Source organism: Halomonas sp. HMF6819 (genome assembly GCF_044335525.1).
GTDB lineage: Bacteria > Pseudomonadota > Gammaproteobacteria > Pseudomonadales > Halomonadaceae > Vreelandella.
In genome coordinates this window covers 80,212-99,997 of record NZ_JBIQVY010000006.1, presented here as the reverse complement: position 1 = coordinate 99,997, position 19,786 = coordinate 80,212, and the positions used below count along the sequence as shown (strand labels likewise).

Here is a 19,786-nt window from a genome sequence, read left to right as displayed (position 1 = left end):
CCTGCCTGGGAGGCCCTATGCTGACGCAGCTCGTCATTCAGGATTACGCCATCGTTGACCGTCTGGAACTCGATTTGACCGACGGCATGACCGCCATCACCGGGGAGACCGGGGCGGGTAAATCCATCCTGCTCGGCGCCCTGGGGCTTTGCCTGGGCGAGCGCGCTGAGGCGGGAAGCGTGCGCCACGGCCGTGAACGCACCGACCTCTCGGCCAGCTTCGATATCGCCCGCCTGCCCGCCGCAGCCGAGTGGCTCGAGGCGCGTGAGCTCTCCTCTCAGGAGTGCCTGCTTCGCCGCGTGGTGACCGCCAGCGGCCGCTCGAAGGCGTGGATCAACGGCCAGCCGGCGACCATCGCCGATCTCAAGGCACTCGGTGAGCTTCTGATTCAGGTTCACGGCCAGCATGCTCACCAAGCGCTGATGCGCGAAGAGACCCACCTGGCGCTTCTGGACGACTACGCCGGGCTCAAGGGCAAGCGCCAGGCGCTGGCCGAAACCTTCAAGGAGTGGCGCGCTGCCCGCGCACGACTTAAAAAGCGCAGCGAAGCAGGTAGCGAAGTCGAGGCACGGCGCCAGCTCTTGCGCTATCAGGTCGAGGAGCTCGACCAACTGGCGCTTGGCGAAGGCGAGCTCGAGGTGCTCGAAGAGGAGCAGTCCACGCTTGCCCACGCCGAGGAAACCCTACGCGAAACCCAGTTCGCCGTGGAGTGCTGCGAAAGCGACGACGCCGGCGCGCTTTCACTCCTCAACCAGGCGCACGCCCGGCTCAGCGCTCTGCCCGGTAGCGACAAGGGCGTGCTGGCCAACACGCTGGCCATGCTCTCGGATGCGCGTATTCAGGTCGAAGAGGCCACTGGCGAGCTCGCCCGCTTCGCCAGCGCCACGGAGCTCGACCCGGAGCGCCTGACGTGGGTCGACGAGCGCCTGGCGGATGTCCACCGCATCGCGCGCAAGCATCACGTCGCCCCGGAAGAACTTTTCGCACTGCACCAGTCGTTGGCCCGTGAAGTGGCCCAGCTGGAGGCGAGCGATGAAGATATCGAGGCGCTGAGCAGCCAGGTCGCCGAGTACCGCGAGCGCTACCGTCAAAACGCCCGGGGGCTTTCCGAGGCGCGCCAAAAAGCCGCCGGCAAGCTGGGCAAGGAAGTGCAGCAGCAGCTCGCGTTTCTGGCCATGGGCAAGGCGCGCTTCGAAGTGGCCGTCTCGAGCCGCGAGACGCCCACTCAGGACGGGCTGGACCAGGTACAGTTTTTGATCAGCGCCAACCCGGGGCAGCCGGCCCGCCCGCTGACGAAAGTCGCCTCCGGCGGTGAGCTTTCGCGCATCAGCCTGGCGATCCAGGTGGCCGCGGCCAGCCACTCCACCATTCCGAGCCTGGTGTTCGACGAAGTGGACGTGGGCATCTCCGGCGCCACAGCGGAGATCGTCGGCCAGCTTTTGCGCCGGCTGGGTGAAAAGGGCCAGGTGATGACCGTCACCCACCTGCCCCAGGTGGCTGCCCAGGCCCACCAGCATCTGCATATCGAAAAGCAGGCCAAGCGCGACAGCACCCTGACGCATATGGCGCTGCTCGACGAAAAAGGCCGGGTGAGCGAGCTGGCGCGCATGCTGGGCGGAGTCAAACTCTCGGAGCAGACGCTGGCCCACGCCCGCGAAATGCTCAATGCAAGCCAGCGCCCGCCGCACTGACAGCGGCGTTCGATAAAAACCAAAACGCCCCAGCCGCGATCGCGGCTGGGGCGTTTTTTTGGCGTGCACCGTTTTTATTGTATAGCCGGTGCCGGTAGCGCTGTGCGTATCAGGACTTGGGACGCACGTAGAGCACTAGCGCGTGGTCGATCAGCTCGAAGCCGTGCTCTTCGGCGATCTCCTGCTGACGGCGCTCGATGACCTCATCGACGAACTCGATGATCTCACCGCTTTCCAGGCACACCATGTGGTCGTGGTGGTCTTCCTGGGTCATCTCGAACACCGCATGGCCACCGTCGAAATTGTGACGAATCACAAGGCCGGCCGACTCGAACTGAGTCAGTACACGGTAGACGGTCGCAAGCCCCACATCCTCGCCCGCATCGATCAGTGTTTTATACACTTCTTCTGCGCTAAGGTGGTGTTGGCCCGAAGCATTTTCGAGAATCTGCAGGATCTTGACACGCGGCAGGGTCACTTTTAGCCCGGCTTTGCGTAGTTCATGGTTCTGATCGGCCATGGTTGCTCTTCGCAGTAACAGGTTAGGTCGGGTATCATCGACCGAAACCACGATAGTGAAGAACAGGCCCAAATGCAAAAATTGACTCGTATCATCACGCTTTCCGTTGCCCTGACCGTCGTCAGCGGCTGCAGCTACGTCGGCGTTTACAAGCGCGACATCCCCCAGGGCAATCTGGTGACCCAGGAAATGGTCAGCCAGCTACAGCCGGGTATGACCCAGGAACAGGTCACCTACGTCATGGGACGCCCGCTTCTGGAGGCGCCCTTTGACTCCCGCGAGTGGGACTACGTCTACCGGTTGGATAAGGCGTACGCCGGGGTCGAACAGCGTCGCGTCACGCTGACCTTCGATGACTCAGGTCGGCTCGTGAACATCGAGCAGCAGGGCGATCTTTCCCGCTCACCGTCGGTCAGCGCCAACCGCGGTGCCGGCCCGGCGCCTGAGGCCGAAAACCCGCTGATGCCGCTCTTAACGCCGAATCAGCAAACGCCGACGCCAACCCCGGAAAACGCGCCGGCGGCCACCCCTGCCGCCACGCCGGAACCAACCCCGGTCATCGTGACGGACTAAAAGAGGCTAACGCTTCGCTTGGCGCTCGGCACGCGCCAGGCGGGCGGCCTTTGGGTCGATTTCGAGCGGGCGGTACACCTCTATGCGATCGCCCGGATTCAGCGTGTGGCGCTGCGGCTCGCGTAGCGCCTTACCGAAGATACCCAAAGGGGCGTGGGCAAACATCTCGTCTGGCTGTTCAGGAAACAGCGCCGGGAGGTTGGCTTGAATGACGGCTTCGCGGGCGGTGGTTTGGGGGGCGACCTCGACCACGACCAGATGCTGTTTGGCGGGGGTGGCAAACGCTACCTCGACGGCAAACAGCGGCTCAGCGGCCATAGAGCTCGTCCGCTCGTTTGGTAAACGCATCGACCAGCTGCCCGGCAATTTGCTGAAACAGCTTGCCAAAGGCCATGCTCAGCAGCCGATTGGCGAACTCGAACTCCATTTCCAGGCTAACCTTGCAGGTGTCCTCGCCCATGGGAGTGAACAGCCACCGCCCTTTCAGGCGCTTGAACGGTCCGTCGACGAGCGAAAGCTCGATACGCTCCGGTGCGTAAAGGTCGTTACGCGTAGTGATGGTTTGCTCGACGCCGGCACGACCCAGCGTCATTTCGCCAATCAGGTGCGATTCGTCGCGCTCGAGCAGCCGGGCACGGCGACACCCGGGCAAAAAGTCCGGGTAGTGTTCGAAGTCGTTGACCAGATCGAACATCTGTTGGGGGGTGTGCCGCACCAAGGCGGAACGATTAACGGTTGGCATTGACCTCTCCGCTGACTTCACAGTGCCCACAGCGTATCATGGGAAACATTATTTCAGACCTTGAATGGTATCACGCCTCCCCCCATAACGAAGGGGGGCTACCGACAGATTAACGATGAGGTTTCATGGCCACTAAGAAAGGCAAGACCAAGGGCCCCAGCAGCAGCGTGATCGCTCAAAACAAGAAGGCGCGGTTCGAATACCATATCGACGAAACCTTCGAAGCGGGTCTGTCGCTGGCCGGCTGGGAAGTCAAAAGCCTGCGCGCGGGCAAGGCGCAGCTCACCGACACCTACATTCTGGTGCGTAACGGCGAGGCGTTCCTGCTCGGTAGTCACATCATGCCGCTCAACACCGCCAGCACCCACGAGATCGCCGACCCGACCCGCACGCGCAAACTGCTGCTTCACCGCAAGGAGATCGCCAAAATCTTCTCGGTCACTCAGGATAAGGGCCACACCTGCGTGCCGCTAAAGCTCTACTGGAAGCGCAACATGGTCAAGTGCGAGCTGGCATTGGTGACCGGTAAACAGCTGCACGACAAGCGTGCCACCGAGAAGGATCGCGACTGGAGTCGTCAAAAAGGACGAATCATGCGGGAACATAACCGCGCGTAGCTGGTCAATTCCTGTTGAGCACGTTAGAATGTTCAGTTCTGGGGGCGACATGGTTTCGACGCCGGTGACAAACCCTGCGGTGCATGCCGAGAGCGTGATGTATCTCGTAAATACCACATCACGAAAAATAGTCGCAAACGACGAAAACTACGCTCAAGGCGCGCTGGCAGCTTAAACCCTGCTAGCTTCTTGTCTGGCCCTGCGGTGATGTGCCTATTCATCGCCAAGGGGATATGAGCTAAAGCTGATAGGACCGCGGTTGGCGGTGTCTTCTCGTCAACCGTTAAACTTTAGAAGGCTCGCGTAGCTGGATCCTGATCGTCGGAGCCAGTCGCGCTAAAGCAAAAGACGAAATCTAAGCATGTAGAGCCAATGGGCGAGTGCTGGCGGACGCGGGTTCAATTCCCGCCGCCTCCACCAGACACCCCATAAAAAAAGCACCTTCGGGTGCTTTTTTTATGTCCGAGAAACATGCTGCCGCTCCGGGCACCCATCTATTGCTCCCCCCGCAAGGAAATCCGCTCGAAGCCCCACCCCCATGAACCAACACGTCATCAATGCGATACGTCAAAAAGAGTAGCTACCCGAAAGCATAGGCAATGAAGAGCGCGCGAGTTTAGGCACTTAAACTGTGCTGCACGCAGCGGTGAACCAGCATCACAAGCCGCTGGACCAGGTCATGACGGATATGATGGCGAAGCTGCGGCCATTTATGAGAAAGAACAAAAAGTAGCTGTAAATTTTCCTTCGGGGAACGCGCAGATGTTACTTACCGATAGGGCTGACTGCCTCACCATTGGCGTATTTGATCCAGGTTTTACCCAAGTGATTACGCAGCTCGTAACCTACTCGCTTGCCGTCGCGCGCCTCCAGCGCTGCCAAAATCGCTTCGTGCTCCTCCATGGCCGTTGCCCACTTTTCGTTTCTTTGATTCGACAGATAGCGAACACGATAAAGCTGTCGGCTCAAATTCGCGTGCATATCGATCAGCGTCGAGTTACCTGAAAGCGACACGATCCGATTGTGGATATCCTGGTTCAAGCGGAAATAGTTTTGCCGGTCTCGCCTTAAAAAGGCTGCTTTCATCTCGTAATGCAGCGCTTGAAATTCGGCAATATCGTCATCGGAGGCTACCGCACAGGTGAGTTCCGCCGCCGCCTGCTCAAGCACGCTCAAAACGTACGCCTTCTCTTTCATATCCGCCGCGCTGACATCGGCCACTACGGCACCGCGGTTGGGCGAAATCACCACAAGGCCTTCGGCAGCCAGGATCTTCAGCGCTTCACGCAAGGGCGTACGCGAGACATTAAGCTCGACGGCAAGCGTGCGCTCAGGCAGACGCTGGCCCGGCTGAAAATGGTCCATCACGATATGCTCTCGCAGGTAGTGAGCCACCTTTTCTACCAGCCCGGCATTAGTGGTTTGAGCGGTCTCTTCCATGACGTTATTCACTTTTATTAGGGATGAGCAAGATTGGCATACCAAAAAATACCTTTCAAATTTAACCGGTGATCAGAGAGCATTTAATTATCTTCTTATTCATGAGCTTATAGCCAAAAAAAACCAATCGATACTAAAGTAGTAGCCCCGCTTCGTTGACCTCTCAAATGGTATACCACAACATTCCCTTCAACCAATCATCGCCTGCTTTGTTGTCGAACAATCGATTCGCATTCGACCGCATAAGAACTCTTCACTGCCCTGCCAGGAAACAATCTTAAGCCATGAACTATTTGAACCATTTTGAAAGCGATAAAACAGTAGAAGCCTGTATTGCCGGGGCAGGTGACTTTGGCCGTGGCGTCCTTCGCCAGGCACGTCAAATGAAGAGACTATCCGCTCGTATCGCGATCGATATCAACCCCGAACGCGCGGCGCAAGCCTTCAAGCATGCGGGCGTCGACGACAGCGACATAATGGTATGCCATTCTCGTGACGAAGCGGAAAACGCATGGTCGCAGGGCTTTTTCATTGCCACCGCAGCGTTCGATACCGTGCAAACGCTCCCCTTCGATATTCTCGTCGAATCGACTGGTATTCCGGACATCGGTGCTCGGTATGCTGAAAGCGCGATACTAGCGGGTAAGCATGTCGGTATCGCTACCAAGGAGACCGAGTCAGTCGTTGGCCCGTATCTTACGCGCTTGGCTCAACAGCATGGCGTACTTTTCACGCCACTCGACGGTGACCAGCCCAGCCTTTTGATCGGGCTACTGACATGGGCCGAAACCCTCGGGTTCGAGATCATCTCGGCAGGCAAGAGCAGTGAATACGACTTTATCTGGGACGAGTCAAAGAACATAGTCACCTGTAACGGAACTGAGTACGACGCGGCGGATATGGCGGCGCTTTGGACACTAGACAACACGGATGCTCGCTCCACGATCGAGAGCCGGCGCGACGCGCTTTCTGCCATCCCGCAAATCTCGGTGCCTGACTTGTGTGAAATGGTCAACGTGGCTAACGCCACCGGCCTTCAGCCCGATTTGCCCGAATTTCATGCGATGGTGCTGAGAACCATCGAAGTACCGACGCTGCTCGATACCCAAGCCCACGGCGGCATGCTTCAGGGCAACCGGCGTCTGGAGGTCTTTAACTGCCTGCGGCGCCCGGATGAGCTGAGCTTCGCCGGCGGCGTTTTCGTGGTGGTGCGCTGTGAAGACCCGCATGTCTGGCAGCTGCTCCGCGATAAGGGTCACGTTTTAAGCCAGAGCGGCGACAGCGCCATGGTGTACCTGCCGCGCCACCTGCTGGGGCTTGAAGCGCCCATCTCGCTTCTCGATGTCGTGCTAAACGGCCTTACGTCCGGCGGTGGCCAAGCCACGACGCCCAGGTTCGACCTAACGGCGCGTGCCACTCAGGCCATTGCCGCCGGTCAGCTGCTCGAAATGAAGGGTCATCACCGCCACATCGAAGGTCTGCGCCCGGAGATTCATCCCGCAAACGCGCTGGCCGGTAGTGCCAACGTACCGTTTTATCTGCTTCCCGGTGCAAAAGTCATCCGTGATATCGAGGCCGGTCAGCCGATCACGCTTGCCGATGTCGAGCTGCCGGAGAGCAAATTGAAAGAGCTTCGCCTCAAGCAAGACGAGCTTTTTGCCGGACAAGCGTCCTGATTTCCGCTTGGGCGACGTCTATCGTTGCCCTTTTTTCACGTGCATAGCCGCTAAAAGCAATAACAACCGCTTTGGAGAATACGATGCCAACTCACTTCCCTATCAAGTACGCCGCTCTCGGACTTGCGCTGCTGGGTGGTGCTACCACCGCTCAGGCCAGCGAAGACGCAGACGCTTATCCCAGTAAGCCGATCCAGTTTCTGGTAGCCGCCGGTGCCGGCGGCGGCACCGATAACTTCGCCCGCGTCGTTCGCCCGATGTTCGAGGAGGCAGTCGGCGGTGCGCGTATCACGGTGATCAATCTGCCCGCAGCATCAGGGGCGCTGGCCCACCAGCGCACGGCAAACGGTGAGGCCGATGGCCATACGCTGGACTTCGCCTCGACGACGCTGATCACCTCGCTTGCCGCCGGGCAAAATCCGGTCGGGCTGGATCAGCTGACGCCCGTGGCCCGCATGCAGTCTGACGTCATGGCGCTATTCGTTAACCCGGAACGTTTTGAGGACTTCGAGGCGTTCAAGCAGTACGCCGAAGAGAACCCGGGCGAAGTGACGATCGGCGGCACACATACGGCAAGCCCGGATCACATGGCGTTTTTATCGCTGGTGGATGCCTCGGGTCTGGATATGAACTTCATTCCCTACGACAGCACGGGTAACGCCACGGCGAACGTACTCGGCGGTAATATCGACGCGACGACCACTTCGCTAAGTCCGCTTCTGAGCTATATCGACGCCGGTCAGATGGCACCGATTTTGATTTTTAGTGATGAGCGCCTGGAGGATTATCCGGATACCCCCACCACGGTGGAATATGAGTGGGATTTGACCGATGGCAACGACCGTGCCGTGTTCGTCAATGCCGACACTCCCGCGCCGATCGTTCAGCGCCTGGAAGAGGCCTTCAAGGAAGTCTACGACTCCGAGGAGTACCAGTCGTACGCCGAGCGCGTCAATCTTGATTACCGTGAGGGCTGGATGAACGGTGACGACTATCGTCAGCGCCTGGAAAACAACTTCACGCTTTACTCGCGCCTGTTGGAAAACGAATGAGGCGACGCGGTTACGCGTCACACTTCGCTCTTTAATCGTCCTAAAGACCGGCCCCACCCTGGGCCGGTCTTCCCATATCCCCTCAGGATTTGTCATGCACGCCAGGATCACTCTTTTCGCACTGGGGATCGTGTTACTCGCAATCGCGGGGCTGTATCCCACGCTGCAGTTCCCAGGCTCTGCCCAGGTCTCTACCTTCATCGGTCCCCGGGTCTGGCCCTTGACGCTGCTCGCCATACTGTTCGTGCTGGGTATCGTGCTACTAGCGCTGACCTGGCGTGACCGTCGCCACGGCGACGAGAATACCGAAGAGAAAGCGCCCAGTGCTAAAGGGGCTTTTTCGATAGGACGTACGCGTCACTGGTGGTTCATCGCCGCCGCCATCGGTTACACACTGTTGATGCAAGCCGTCGGCTTTCTCTTGGCGAGTCTGGTATTCACGCTAGCCGGTACGGTGCTACTCGGGGCCCGCTCGTGGATGGCCATTGCCATCACGCTGGTCGTCGCCGCCGTGCTGATGCAGGGCGTTTTCGTCTCTCTGCTCGGCATTCCCATGCCATAAGGCTGACTCACTACACCCTCAATTCAGGAAGTCGATCATGTTTGAACATTTCTTGGGCGGGTTAGCCGTGGTGATGCAGCCACTGAACCTGCTGCTTTTAACCTCTGCCGTCTTTATCGGCTTTATCGGCGGCGCGCTTCCCGGTATCAGCGGCGTGATTCTGGTCGTTATTTTGCTGCCGGTTACCTACGGCATGGAGCCGACCACCGCGTTCATGGTGCTTACCGCGATCTATGGTGCCACGGTGTTTTCGGGGCTGATCACCGCCATTCTCTATCGCGCGCCGGGCACTCCGGAAGCCGTCATGACCGCTTTCGATGGCTACCCCATGACGCAGCGCGGCGAGGCGGGCAAGGCGCTGGGAATCGGCGTTTTGAGCTCGGCTATCGGCGGTATCGTTGGCACCATCGCGCTGATCATTTTCACCCCGATTTTGGCCAACATGGCGCTCAAGTTTTCGTCGCCGGAGTACTTTGCACTGGCCGTGCTCGGGCTGACCGTGGTGGCCTCGCTGGGCGGGCGCCTCATTTTTGGTCTGATCGGCGCCGCGCTGGGGCTTTTCATTGCGACCATCGGTATCGACCCCCTGACGGGCACCAGCCGCTACACCTTCGGCAACCTCAACCTCGCGGAAGGGGTCGGCTTGATTCCGGTTATCGTGGGGCTGTTTGCCGTTTCTGAGGTCATGAAGCGCACGCTGGACCACGAAAGCCATCAGCCGCTCACGAAAGTAAAGGTCAAGATTTTCGATCTACCGGTGTTGCGCCAGATCGGTACCACCCTGTCGCGCTCCTCGATCATCGGAGTGATCATCGGCATTCTGCCGGGTATCGGCGCGAGCACCGCCGCCATGGTCAGCTATAGCGAAACGGTGCGCTGGTCCAAACATCCCGAGAAATTCGGCAAGGGTGCCCCGGAAGGCATCGCGGCGCCGGAATCTGCCAATAATGCCGCCGCTATGGGGGCGCTGGTGCCTCTTTTCGCACTCGGTATTCCTGGTAGCGGTACCACCGCGGTCATTCTGGGCGCTTTTATCATGCACGGCCTGCAGCCAGGGCCGATGTTTATGCTCACCAGCAGCGATCTGATCTATGCAGTATTCGCTGGGCTTTTCATCGTCAACTTCATGATCCTGCTTTTTTCCAAGCCGTTCATCGTGCTGTTCACAAAGCTTCTGAACGTACCCTACTCGGCGCTCGGCCCGATTATCATCATGTGTTGCATCGTGGGCACCTATTCAGTGCGTAACTCCATGTTTGATGTCTGGCTGATGCTGGGTTTCGGGGTCATGGGTTATCTGCTGGAAAAAATCAACTTTCCCATGGTATCGATCATTTTGGGACTCGTGCTCGGCCCCATCGCAGAAAGCGAGCTGCGCCGTTCACTGTCGATGTCTCAGGGAAGCTTCGATATCTTCCTGGATCGTCCGATCAGCGCCACGCTTCTTGCCGTAGCGCTTGTCTTGTTGACGGCCACGCTCGTCATGCCGCTCATCAAGCGTGCCCGTCGCCAAACGGCTTCTTAAGCCCGGATTCTGGAGAATGCTATGACCATCGTACTGGGCGCCATCGCCGACGATTTCACCGGCGCCACCGATTTGGCCAATAACCTGGTACGCGGCGGCATGCGCTGCGTACAGGTGATCGGCGTGCCGGAGACCCTGCCTGATTTGAACGACGTCGACGCCGTCATCGTGGCGCTGAAGTCGCGCTCCTGCGCCGTCGACGAGGCCGTGGCCGATTCGCTGGCGGCACTGGAATGGCTGAATGAGCTTGGCGCTCGCCAGCTTTTCTTCAAGTACTGCTCGACGTTCGACTCAACCGACCAGGGCAATATCGGCCCGGTTGCCGACGCGCTACTTGAGCGCCTGGGCGCCGCCCAAACCGTCATGGTGCCGGCCTTTCCGATCAACGGCCGCACGGTTTATCAGGGCCACCTGTTCGTCGGCGACCGGCTTTTAAACGACAGCGGCATGCAGCATCATCCTCTCACCCCCATGACCGATGCGGACCTGGTACGCGTGCTTTCGCGCCAGACGCCGCATACCGTGGGGTTGATCAGCCGCGCGGTTTTGGCCCAGGGAAGTGAAGCCACGCGTCAGCGTTTGGCCGACCTGAGCGCTAACGACGTGCGCCACGTGATCTGCGATAGCGTGGATGACAGCGACCTCGAAACACTGGCCAGCGCCACCGTCGAGCTTTCGCTGGTCACCGGCGGCTCCGGCCTGGGTCAGGCTCTGCCCGCACAGTATCGCCAGAAGGGCTGGCTTGCAGAGATTTCAGAGCCTGGCCGGCTCGAGCCCGCATCCGGACGCGCTCTGGTGCTCTCGGGAAGCTGCTCGCGCGCCACCCTCGCCCAGGTCGACGACTTTTTGACGCGCAATCCGGGCGGCGGCTTCGCCATCGACCCGCTGGCACTGGCGGAAGGCGAAGGGCACTGGAGCGAGGCTTACGCCTTCGCGCTTTCGCGTATCGAGCAAAACGCGCCGGTGCTGATTTACGCCTCCGCCGATCCGGAAAGAGTGAAGGCTGCCCAGGCACGCTTGGGTGTGGACAAGGCCGGTCATCTGGTCGAAGAGGCGCTTGGTAAGCTGGCGGTCGCGCTGGTCGCCAAGGGCGTGGGGCGACTACTGGTCGCCGGCGGCGAAACCTCTGGCGCCGTGGTGTCCGCTCTCGACATTACCGCGCTTCGCATCGGCGAGCAGATCGACCCAGGCATTCCATGGACGCAGGCACAGCTCAAACCCCACTCGGCGCCGCTTTCGCTGGCGCTGAAATCGGGTAACTTCGGCGGCGTCGACTTTTTCACCCGGGCCTTCGAGGTGTTGCCATGAGTATTCACAAGCACAATCAACTGCGCGAGCAGATCAGTACGCTGGGAAAATCGCTGTTCGACCGCGGCCTGACCATGGGCTCGAGCGGCAATATCAGCGTGCGGCTGGAAAGCGGCGGCTGGCTCATGACGCCGACCAACGCCTGCCTTGGCCGGTTGGACCCCGCGCGCATATCACACCTGGATTCAAACGGGCAGCTATTGAGCGGTGACAAGCCGACCAAGGAGCACTTCTTACACACCGCCATGTACGACGAGCGCCCGCAGTCCGGTGCGATCGTCCACCTGCATTCGACGCATTCGGTCGCGGTGTCCTGCCTACCCGGTATCGACCCTTGCGACTGCATTCCTCCCATCACCGCCTACTACGCCATGCGCGTAGGCAAACTGCCGCTTGTGCCCTACCACGTCCCGGGGGACGAAAAACTTGGCGATGCAGTGCGCGGGCTGGCGGGACAGCATAGCGCCGTGCTGCTGGCCAATCACGGCCCGGTCGTAGCGGGGAAGAATCTGGAAGCGGCGGTCTACGCCACCGAGGAGCTAGAGGAAACCGCGAAGCTGTTTTTGCTGCTACGTGGTGAAAACCCGCGCATCCTGACGCCGGAGCAGGTCGCTGAACTCGAAGCACGCTATCCGCGCGACTAAAAAACTCATCGCTCAAACGCCTTAATCACAAGCCCTCTTTAAAAAGCGAAGCCGCCCACTTCGCTTTTTTTATTTTCGGGTACTTCCTCTCTGCGCACCCTCGTTATTCTTAGCACCCCATCGCCCGAACCGTATGGCTTTCAAGCCGTTCGAGCCATAAACTGACATGAAAGCCATCCGCCAACGACGTGATCGGCTTCCACCCGCCAGTGCCCAGGGAGGGACCCTATGGACGAGGAAGAAAAATACACCAACGCCGAGGAGCAGCTGCTCTACCTTCAGCAGCGCCTCGACGATGACGACACCGAGGCGCTAAGCGCGCTGTTTAACGAGCTCGACGCATGGGACATTGCGCGGCTGCTCGAGTCCTTTCCAGCCAAAACCCGCAATCTGCTATGGGCGTATATTCCCGAGACGCTGCTCGGTGAGGTGCTGGCGAGTGTCGATGAAGACATTCGCGCCGACTACGTAGAAGATCTGTCGGTCAGCGATATCGAAAATCTCGTCCGGGGGCTGGATGCCCAGGACGTGGCCGAAGTGCTCGAGGTCGCCGACGAAGACGTCAAGACGACCGTTTATGCCAGTCTGGATGACAATATTCGCGCCCAGGTAGAGAACCTGCACGCCTACGAAGAGGACGTTGTGGGCCGCTACATGGATCCGGAAACGGTGAACGTGAAGCAAGGGGTGTCGCTGGAGGCAGTGCAGCGCTATATCCGTATTCATCACCTGCTCGACGAGGAGTCGCAGCAGATCATGGTAACCGATAAGGACAAGCGCCTGCTGGGTACGGTCACGCTGATCGATCTGATCAAACAGCCCCAGGAGGCGATCGTCGATGAGTTCATGGACGATTTCTTCACCCTGAACGATCAGATGAAAATCAGCGATGCCGCGACCCTACTACGTTCCAAGGAGCTTCCTTTCGCGCCGGTGTGCGATAGCGACGGCCTGCTGGTAGGCCAGCTCAACACCGCCGACGTACTGGAAATCACCCAGGACGACGCGGACATGACGCTGAAACACATGTCCGGGGTCAGCGATGAGGAGGAGGTATTCACCCCGATCGTGCGCAGTGCCAAAAGCCGCGGCATTTGGCTCGGCATCAATCTGATGACCGCCTTTTTAGCCGCCTTCGTCATCGGCCAGTTCGAGGCAGTGCTGGATCAGATCGTGGCGCTGGCGATTTTGATGCCGGTCGTCGCCAGCATGGGCGGTATCGCCGGTAGCCAGACGTTGACGGTGGTGATTCGCGGCCTGGCGCTTGGTCAACTGGCCGGCAACAACAAGCGCTGGCTCTACAACAAGGAGCTTTGGGTCGGCATGAGCAACGGCCTGGTCTGGGCGCTGGTGGTCGGCGCGATCTCGTATCTCTGGTTTGGCGAGATGCTGATCACGCTGGTCATCACGCTGGCGATTTTCATTAATATGAGCCTGGCGAATCTCTCGGGCGTGCTGATCCCGCTCATTCTCAAGCGCCTGAGCATCGACCCGGCGCTTTCGGGTGCCGTCATCCTGACCACCGTGACCGACGTGGTGGGCTTTCTCTCGTTTCTAGGACTGGCGACGGTGATCATTCTTTAAGCTATTGCCAAGCTATCGCCATCCACACGGCGCTCAGGCCCTGCCACGCGCGGGGCCCGAGCCTGAGCCCCTATGCAGGTGCCTTAGAACGCCGGGGCAGGTAAAACATTGGTCGCACCGCGCTGCGCAATCAGTGGGCCTTCGTGTTTACCCGGGGCCTCATTCGACAGCGTGAATTTCTCCACGGCCACCACCAGCTCATGGGCCTGGTCTCTGAGGCTGGCTGCGGCCGTGGCGGATTCCTGTACGAGAGCCGCATTCTGCTGAGTGGTGTGGTCGAGCTGACTGATGGCCTGGCTCACCTGGCTGACCGCCGAACTCTGTTCGCTGCTCGCACTGCTGATCTCTCCTACGATATCGCTCACGTGCTGGATGGAGGTAACGATCTCCTGCATGGTCGCGCCCGCCTGATCCACGAGGTGAGTGCCTTTCTCGACTCGCGTGACGCTGACGCCAATCAAGGACTTGATCTCCTTGGCCGCCTCGGCGCTGCGCTGGGCCAGGTTACGCACCTCGCTGGCCACTACGGCGAAGCCACGTCCTTGCTCGCCGGCGCGCGCCGCCTCGACCGAGGCGTTTAGTGCCAAAATATTGGTCTGGAAGGCGATGCTGTCGATCACCCCGACGATATCGTTGATCTGGCTGCTGCTTTCGTTGATGTCGCGCATGGTCTGAACGACCTGCCCTACGACCTCGCCGCCCTGACGAGCGACCGCGCTGGCACCCGAGGCAAGCTGGTTGGCATTCATGGCATTGTCGGCATTCTGCGTCGCGCTGGAGCCCATCTCCTCGATCGAGGCGGAGGTCTGCTCGAGCGCCGAGGATTGTACTTCGGTACGCTGACTCAGATCGACGTTGCCCTGGGCGATCTGCGCGCTCGCGGTCGCGACACTTTCTGCGTTGCGACGCACATCGGATACCACCTGGGCGAGACTCTCAACCATGGCCTTCTGAGCCAGCAGCAGCTGACCGATTTCATTGGTCGAGCGCGGCTCAACGCTGGCGGATAGATCTCCCGCTGCGACGGCCTTCGACTGCTCGACGGCCTGGCCAAGCGGCCGGGTGATACCCCGGGTGATGACCACCGCCGCAATGATCGAGACCAATACCGCCAGCACGCCTAGCACCAGGGTGGAAAGCATCGCCTGGTGATACTGGGCCTCACCTTGCTCCATGCCGCGCTGCGCAGCCACTAACTGCTCTTCGATCAGCTCATTGACCGCGCCGCTGACCGGATCAATAAAGGCATAAAGCATGCCGTCATGCGCATCGAGGCGTCCTTCGATCTGACCGGACAGCGGTGCCAACGTTTGCTCGAGCGCGTCGAGTGCGCGATTGGCAGGAGCGAAGAGTGTTTCGACCCGGCTGGCAATGGCCGCTTCGTCGGCGGTCAATGCCGTTGCCCGGTAGGCCTGCCACTGCTCGTCGATCTCCTCACGCGCGTTCCGAACCGTTTCGCGCGCCTGCTCGGCGCTGATCAATCCGGAGTTGGCCTTGTTGACGCTATCGATTACATCGACCGCATAGGCATCGGAAATATGCTTGAGCCCCTGCAAGGGCACGATACGATCATTGTAAAGAGAGTTCATGGTGGTATTGGCGCTACTCAGGCTGAGCGAATTCAACACGCCGGTCAGCACGAGAAACAGGATCGAAATCAAGAATCCAAGGCCAATCTGTTTACTGATAGACAGATTTCTGAAGTTCATTGGGTTATTCCATTTAACAAGTTCAGGGAAGGCAAACGATTGATAGATAGCCATGACAAGCAGGCGTTAAAAGTCGGGTAACTTTCAACTCGACCATCATCTTCATCGTTATTTACTTTCGTTAAGGCTGGCACCATGACGCTCTTCAATTGACGTCATATATCGATGAATGGCGAGAGCGTGCCATTCACCGCACTTGAACGATAGGACCAAAAAAACCAATACACAACGACTTAAGACGCATCAACGAGGTGTATTCACAATTGTTCACACCTTGTTGGGAGAACATCCACCCAATCACCTAAAACCAGTAACTTTAATAAAATGACACTATTCCAATGTTTGTTAAAAACTATGAGAAAACGTTAAAACGGAAAAAATCAACTTCTTTAAAAAAGTGCGGCACTTGATATATGATCACCACTGCTCTAGCCTTTTTTATCGTTTCTCGATGAACTCGCGATCTCATAAGTCGTGCTCAACCGCCAAGGCTTCCATGCTCCCCGATTTTTCGCCTCTTGCTTGGCTGCTCATCATCTTTTCGGTCTATTTGACCGGCGTCTCCAAGGGTGGGTTTGCCGGTGGTTTCGGGACGCTTTCGGTACCGCTGATGGCGCTTGTAATCAGCCCGACCCAAGCGGCGGGGCTCTTGCTGCCTCTGCTGCTGGTGATGGACGTGTTCGCAGTAAAGGCGTGGTGGGGCAAGCACGACATGGCGGAAGTGTGGCGCTTTCTGCCGGGGCTTTTCATTGGCGTGGCAGTGGGAACGCTGTTGTTCGGAAATCTGAGCGATCAGGGTGTGCGGCTGGTACTGGGGGGATTATCGCTGGTGTTCGCGATATACATGTTATTCAAACCCGTGGCCAGCAAGCCCATCTCGACACGCTGGGCGCTACCGGCGGCCAGCGTTTGCGGCTTCACAAGCTTCATCGCTCACGCCGGCGCGCCGCCGCTCAACGTGTATTTACTGCCGCGCAAACTTGAGAAAGAGACCTTTATCGCCACTTGCGCGGTGGCCTTTGCCATCGTCAACGCCATCAAACTAGGGCCTTACGTATGGCTCGGTGAAGTCAATCTGACCAGCGCATGGGCGTCGCTCTTGCTGGTGCCCGTGGCGTGGATTGGCGTGCGTAGCGGGCTCTGGTTGCAAAGCCGGGTCAACGACGTGCTGTTCTACCGATTGGTCATCGTCGCCATGCTGCTGGTGGGCGCCAACCTGATCGGTCAGGCGCTCGGGGCTTTCTAAATAAGCTTATTCGCCGCTTGGCTCAGGCACCCAGCCACCGCCTTGCAAACGCCTCGCGATCAAGCGGCTCGCCCAGCCAGTCTCCCTGCCCTTGACGACAACCCATCTCGGTGAGCAACCGCGCTTGGGCCTCACTTTCGATGCCTTCGGCCAGCGGCTTGATCCCCAGGGTTTTGGCGATATCGATGATGGTTTGAGTGATGGCCTGGTCTTGCGGATTATCGACGATATGGCGCACGAACGAGATGTCGATCTTTAGTACGTCCGCGGCAAAGCGGCGCAAGTAGGAGAGCGAGGAGTAGCCGGTGCCGAAATCGTCGATGGCAATGGTATAACCCGCCTCGCGCAGCGCTTGCGTCGTCAGTACGGCCTGATCCGGGCTGCGCATGGCGGCACTTTCCGTTAGCTCCAGACCGAGCGCTTGCGGCGCAACGCCTTGGGTCAATCGCATCACCTTCTCCAACAGCTGCGGGTTGGCGAACTGCTGAGCAGAAACGTTGACCGACAGGCGCCCCGTCAGCGGTGTGCCCGCACCCGCCCAGGCCTTGAGCTGGGCAGCGGCCTGGCCAAGCACCCACTCGCCCAGCGGGTTGATCAGCCCGCGCTCTTCGGCCAGCACGATGAACTCGCAAGGATTGATCCAGCCCCACTGAGCATCGTACCAGCGGCACAGCGCTTCTGCCCCGGCCAGCTCGCCGCTGACAAGATCCAGCTGCGGCTGAAAGTAAAGCTCCAGGGTTTGCTCGCTGATGGCCAACTGTAGCCGCTCGGTGAGCTCCTGGCGGCGCTGGATATCAACACGCAGCGCCGGCTGATAGCGACAGCGAGTCTGGGCTGTGCGCTTGGCGTGATGCAGCGCCAGGGTGGCGGCATTGAAAAGATCGTCAGGCGCTTCGACAGTGTCGGGGTAATGCGCCAGACCGATATTGATCCCGATCAACAGCGTCAGGTGATTGAGGCATACGGGCTGACACACCGCGTTTTCTAACTGTAGGGCTGTTGTGTCGAGCGCCTTGCCCTCCGCCTTGTCAAAGAGCACCGCAAACTCATTGCTCGATAGACGCGCGATGAACGCTCCAGTTGGCGCGCCTGCTTGAAGCCGTCCTGCGACGGCGATCAACAGCTCATCGCCCACCGCGTGGCCGTGAAGATCATTGATCTCACGGAAATCCTTGATATCCAGCAGCACAAGCGACAGGGCATGAACGCGTACGGTAAAGGCGGTCAAACGCTCCATGAACCTGGCTCGGTTGGGCAGGCCCGTGGTGGTATCGATATAGGCCAGATACTCGATGCGGCGATGATCGCGCTGACGCTCAAGCTCCGCGGCGGCGCCGTTAGAGAGAATTCGCAGCACCGAGGTGGCGAAAGCGTTGGCGCTGAGCGGCGTCTGGTAAAACACCATCATGACGCCGATCGCCTCGCCCGCGGCGTTATCGAGCCGCCGCCCGATCCAAGCCTTGGCACAGAGTTCGACCGCTGGCAGTGCCATGGCACCGCTGTCTTGAACGACCGCCTCCTGCTCAAGAACGACACGCTCGCAGGGGGAGCCGAAAAGGTCAAAGGTGTGCGCCGGTAGCGATATACCTCGTACGACCAAACTTTCCGTGGTGACTCTCGCCCGACCAACGTGCTCGTCGAGTGCCTGTGACTCAAGCGTTTTAAGGCTCAGCGGCTGGTCGAGCAGCGCAATAAAGCCGCCATCCGCCTCCAGCAGCGCAATAAGCGTCGCGATCAGCTGCTTAAAATAGTGCCCGTTCGCCCGTGAAGTCACCGACGAGGCGACTTGAACAACCGCGTTTTTTACACGCACGGATTCGTGCTGCTCGGTGATATCGCAAATGAATCCCTCCAGGCAAACGGTCGCGCCTCGGGAGTCGAATACGCCCTGACCTTGCTCCCATACCCAGCGGTAGCAGCCGTCACGATGGCGAAGCCGGTAAACGAGCCGGTAGGGGCTTTGCGCCTTGAGCGCGTTATTTAACTCAGCGAATACCCGCTCGCGATCCTCATCGTGAATCAGGTTGCCCAACGTGACGGCCTGCCCCGCTTTTAGCGCTCTGACCGAATAGCCGGTCAATGCCCGAGCGCCCAGGCTTACGAGCTTTAGATCACGGCGACGATTATCGAGGCAGCGGTAAGCCATACCCGGTAGATGGTTAAGCAACGTATTCAAACGTCGCTCGCTTTCCCGAGCAAGCCGCTCGCTTTTTTTCAATGCGCGCTCGGTTTCGCGGCGTTCAAGCTCCGTACCCAGTTGGGCGGCGGCGATCATGAGTATATCGTTTTCAAGCTTGCCCCAAATGAGGGCGCGGTTAGCCAATACCGCAATAAACCCAAGCAGTGCGTTGTTTGAGCCGAAAACGGGAAAACCTACATAGCTTTGCGCGTTGAGCGACTTTAACAGATCATCCTGAGGAAAAAGCGCCTGCACCTTCTCAAAATAGTGGCAGGGAGCGTGTTCGGTAATGGTCTCGCAGGGCGTGCCCTCGAGCGAGTAGGTGAAGTGACTGCTGGTTTGCCCTTGGGACCAGAAAGCAAGGGCCTGAGCGCTGCGGTCTCCCGAATAAACGGCAATCAATACATGGTCCATTTGTAGAAGCTGCGCCAGCTTTTCCGCCATTAAAAGGTAAAACCGCGTGGCGTCTTCGCGCCCGAATCCTCTGGCCAATTGACGAAAGGTTTCTGCCGTCTCATCCTTTTTTTGCATCAGCAAATCCGCCCTTGGAATTAGCGCAGTCAAAACAACGTTTTTACCGCTTAGCTCTAGCACTTTTCCACTGTATAAAGAGGTATTTCATGCCTTTTGACAAGGCATATAAGGCGACGAGACGCGCCTAAAAGTATATCCTTTGGCCGAGTACTCATAATAACCGCTTATTGCGCTAAGGCAGTAC

17 protein-coding genes and 1 other RNA gene are annotated in these 19,786 nt (G+C 58.9%); 12 read left to right on the top strand and 6 right to left on the bottom strand.

Annotated elements, in window-relative coordinates; all coding sequences use genetic code 11:
* Positions 1-17: 17 nt before the first annotated feature.
* Positions 18-1,691 (top strand): DNA repair protein RecN, encoded by a 1,674-nt coding sequence (recN, locus tag ACGLWX_RS15880; RefSeq protein WP_396241186.1) that lies wholly within the window; start codon positions 18-20, stop codon positions 1,689-1,691.
* Between the two features lie 109 nt (positions 1,692-1,800).
* Here recN and fur read toward each other — a convergent pair whose 3' ends face one another.
* The gene (gene fur, locus ACGLWX_RS15875) at positions 1,801-2,211 is read right to left on the bottom strand and encodes a ferric iron uptake transcriptional regulator (RefSeq protein ID WP_252108357.1); all 411 of its coding nucleotides are present in this window, start codon (positions 2,209-2,211) and stop codon (positions 1,801-1,803) included.
* A gap of 72 nt (positions 2,212-2,283) precedes the next feature.
* Here fur and bamE point away from each other — a divergent pair, with 72 nt between their 5' ends.
* Positions 2,284-2,784: an outer membrane protein assembly factor BamE gene (gene bamE, locus ACGLWX_RS15870; RefSeq protein WP_396241184.1), complete on the top strand. Its 501-nt coding sequence runs from the start codon at positions 2,284-2,286 to the stop codon at positions 2,782-2,784.
* A gap of 6 nt (positions 2,785-2,790) precedes the next feature.
* Here bamE and ACGLWX_RS15865 read toward each other — a convergent pair whose 3' ends face one another.
* Together ACGLWX_RS15865 and ACGLWX_RS15860 are read right to left on the bottom strand one after the other, a co-directional pair.
* A complete protein-coding gene (locus tag ACGLWX_RS15865; RefSeq protein WP_396241182.1) occupies positions 2,791-3,102 on the bottom strand; it encodes an RnfH family protein in 312 nt (103 codons plus the stop codon).
* A complete protein-coding gene (locus tag ACGLWX_RS15860) occupies positions 3,092-3,526 on the bottom strand; it encodes a type II toxin-antitoxin system RatA family toxin (protein WP_396241180.1) in 435 nt (144 codons plus the stop codon). The genes ACGLWX_RS15865 and ACGLWX_RS15860 overlap by 11 nt, the downstream gene beginning before the upstream one ends.
* A 125-nt stretch (positions 3,527-3,651) precedes the next feature.
* On the opposite strand from ACGLWX_RS15860, the gene smpB reads away from it, so the two are divergent.
* A complete protein-coding gene (gene smpB / locus ACGLWX_RS15855) occupies positions 3,652-4,143 on the top strand; it encodes an SsrA-binding protein SmpB (RefSeq protein WP_252108352.1) in 492 nt (163 codons plus the stop codon).
* A gap of 40 nt (positions 4,144-4,183) precedes the next feature.
* Positions 4,184-4,563: a transfer-messenger RNA gene (gene ssrA / locus ACGLWX_RS15850) on the top strand.
* 345 nt (positions 4,564-4,908) lie between these two features.
* Here ssrA and ACGLWX_RS15845 read toward each other — a convergent pair.
* Positions 4,909-5,583, bottom strand: a complete 675-nt coding sequence (locus tag ACGLWX_RS15845) for a GntR family transcriptional regulator (protein ID WP_396241178.1) — start codon at positions 5,581-5,583, stop codon at positions 4,909-4,911.
* Between the two features lie 383 nt (positions 5,584-5,966).
* On the opposite strand from ACGLWX_RS15845, the gene ACGLWX_RS15840 reads away from it, so the two are divergent.
* From ACGLWX_RS15840 to mgtE, 7 genes are all read left to right on the top strand, one after another.
* Positions 5,967-7,259 carry a flagellar biosynthesis protein FlgA gene (locus ACGLWX_RS15840; RefSeq protein WP_396241176.1) on the top strand — a complete coding sequence of 431 codons (1,293 nt, stop codon included), beginning with the start codon at positions 5,967-5,969 and terminating at the stop codon, positions 7,257-7,259.
* Positions 7,260-7,342: 83 nt separating this feature from the next.
* Positions 7,343-8,311 carry a tripartite tricarboxylate transporter substrate binding protein gene (locus ACGLWX_RS15835; RefSeq protein ID WP_396241174.1) on the top strand — a complete coding sequence of 323 codons (969 nt, stop codon included), beginning with the start codon at positions 7,343-7,345 and terminating at the stop codon, positions 8,309-8,311.
* A 94-nt stretch (positions 8,312-8,405) separates the two neighbouring features.
* A complete protein-coding gene (locus ACGLWX_RS15830) occupies positions 8,406-8,873 on the top strand; it encodes a tripartite tricarboxylate transporter TctB family protein (RefSeq protein WP_396241172.1) in 468 nt (155 codons plus the stop codon).
* Between the two features lie 37 nt (positions 8,874-8,910).
* Positions 8,911-10,398: a tripartite tricarboxylate transporter permease gene (locus ACGLWX_RS15825; protein WP_252108346.1), complete on the top strand. Its 1,488-nt coding sequence runs from the start codon at positions 8,911-8,913 to the stop codon at positions 10,396-10,398.
* A gap of 21 nt (positions 10,399-10,419) precedes the next feature.
* Positions 10,420-11,706 (top strand): 3-oxo-tetronate kinase, encoded by a 1,287-nt coding sequence (gene otnK, locus ACGLWX_RS15820; RefSeq protein ID WP_396241170.1) that lies wholly within the window; start codon positions 10,420-10,422, stop codon positions 11,704-11,706.
* Positions 11,703-12,350, top strand: coding sequence for a 3-oxo-tetronate 4-phosphate decarboxylase (otnC, locus tag ACGLWX_RS15815; protein WP_396241168.1), 648 nt, complete (start codon positions 11,703-11,705; stop codon positions 12,348-12,350). The genes otnK and otnC overlap by 4 nt, the downstream gene beginning before the upstream one ends.
* 228 nt (positions 12,351-12,578) lie before the next feature.
* A complete protein-coding gene (gene mgtE / locus ACGLWX_RS15810) occupies positions 12,579-13,934 on the top strand; it encodes a magnesium transporter (protein ID WP_396241166.1) in 1,356 nt (451 codons plus the stop codon).
* 83 nt (positions 13,935-14,017) lie between these two features.
* Here mgtE and ACGLWX_RS15805 read toward each other — a convergent pair whose 3' ends face one another.
* The gene (locus ACGLWX_RS15805) at positions 14,018-15,643 is read right to left on the bottom strand and encodes a methyl-accepting chemotaxis protein (RefSeq protein WP_252108342.1); all 1,626 of its coding nucleotides are present in this window, start codon (positions 15,641-15,643) and stop codon (positions 14,018-14,020) included.
* A gap of 496 nt (positions 15,644-16,139) precedes the next feature.
* Between ACGLWX_RS15805 and ACGLWX_RS15800 the strand changes: the two genes are divergently transcribed.
* Positions 16,140-16,889, top strand: a complete 750-nt coding sequence (locus ACGLWX_RS15800; RefSeq protein WP_396241164.1) for a sulfite exporter TauE/SafE family protein — start codon at positions 16,140-16,142, stop codon at positions 16,887-16,889.
* Positions 16,890-16,911: 22 nt separating this feature from the next.
* On the opposite strand, the gene ACGLWX_RS15795 is transcribed toward ACGLWX_RS15800, so the two are convergent.
* Positions 16,912-19,599 carry an EAL domain-containing protein gene (locus ACGLWX_RS15795; RefSeq protein WP_396241162.1) on the bottom strand — a complete coding sequence of 896 codons (2,688 nt, stop codon included), beginning with the start codon at positions 19,597-19,599 and terminating at the stop codon, positions 16,912-16,914.
* Positions 19,600-19,786: the final 187 nt, after the last annotated feature.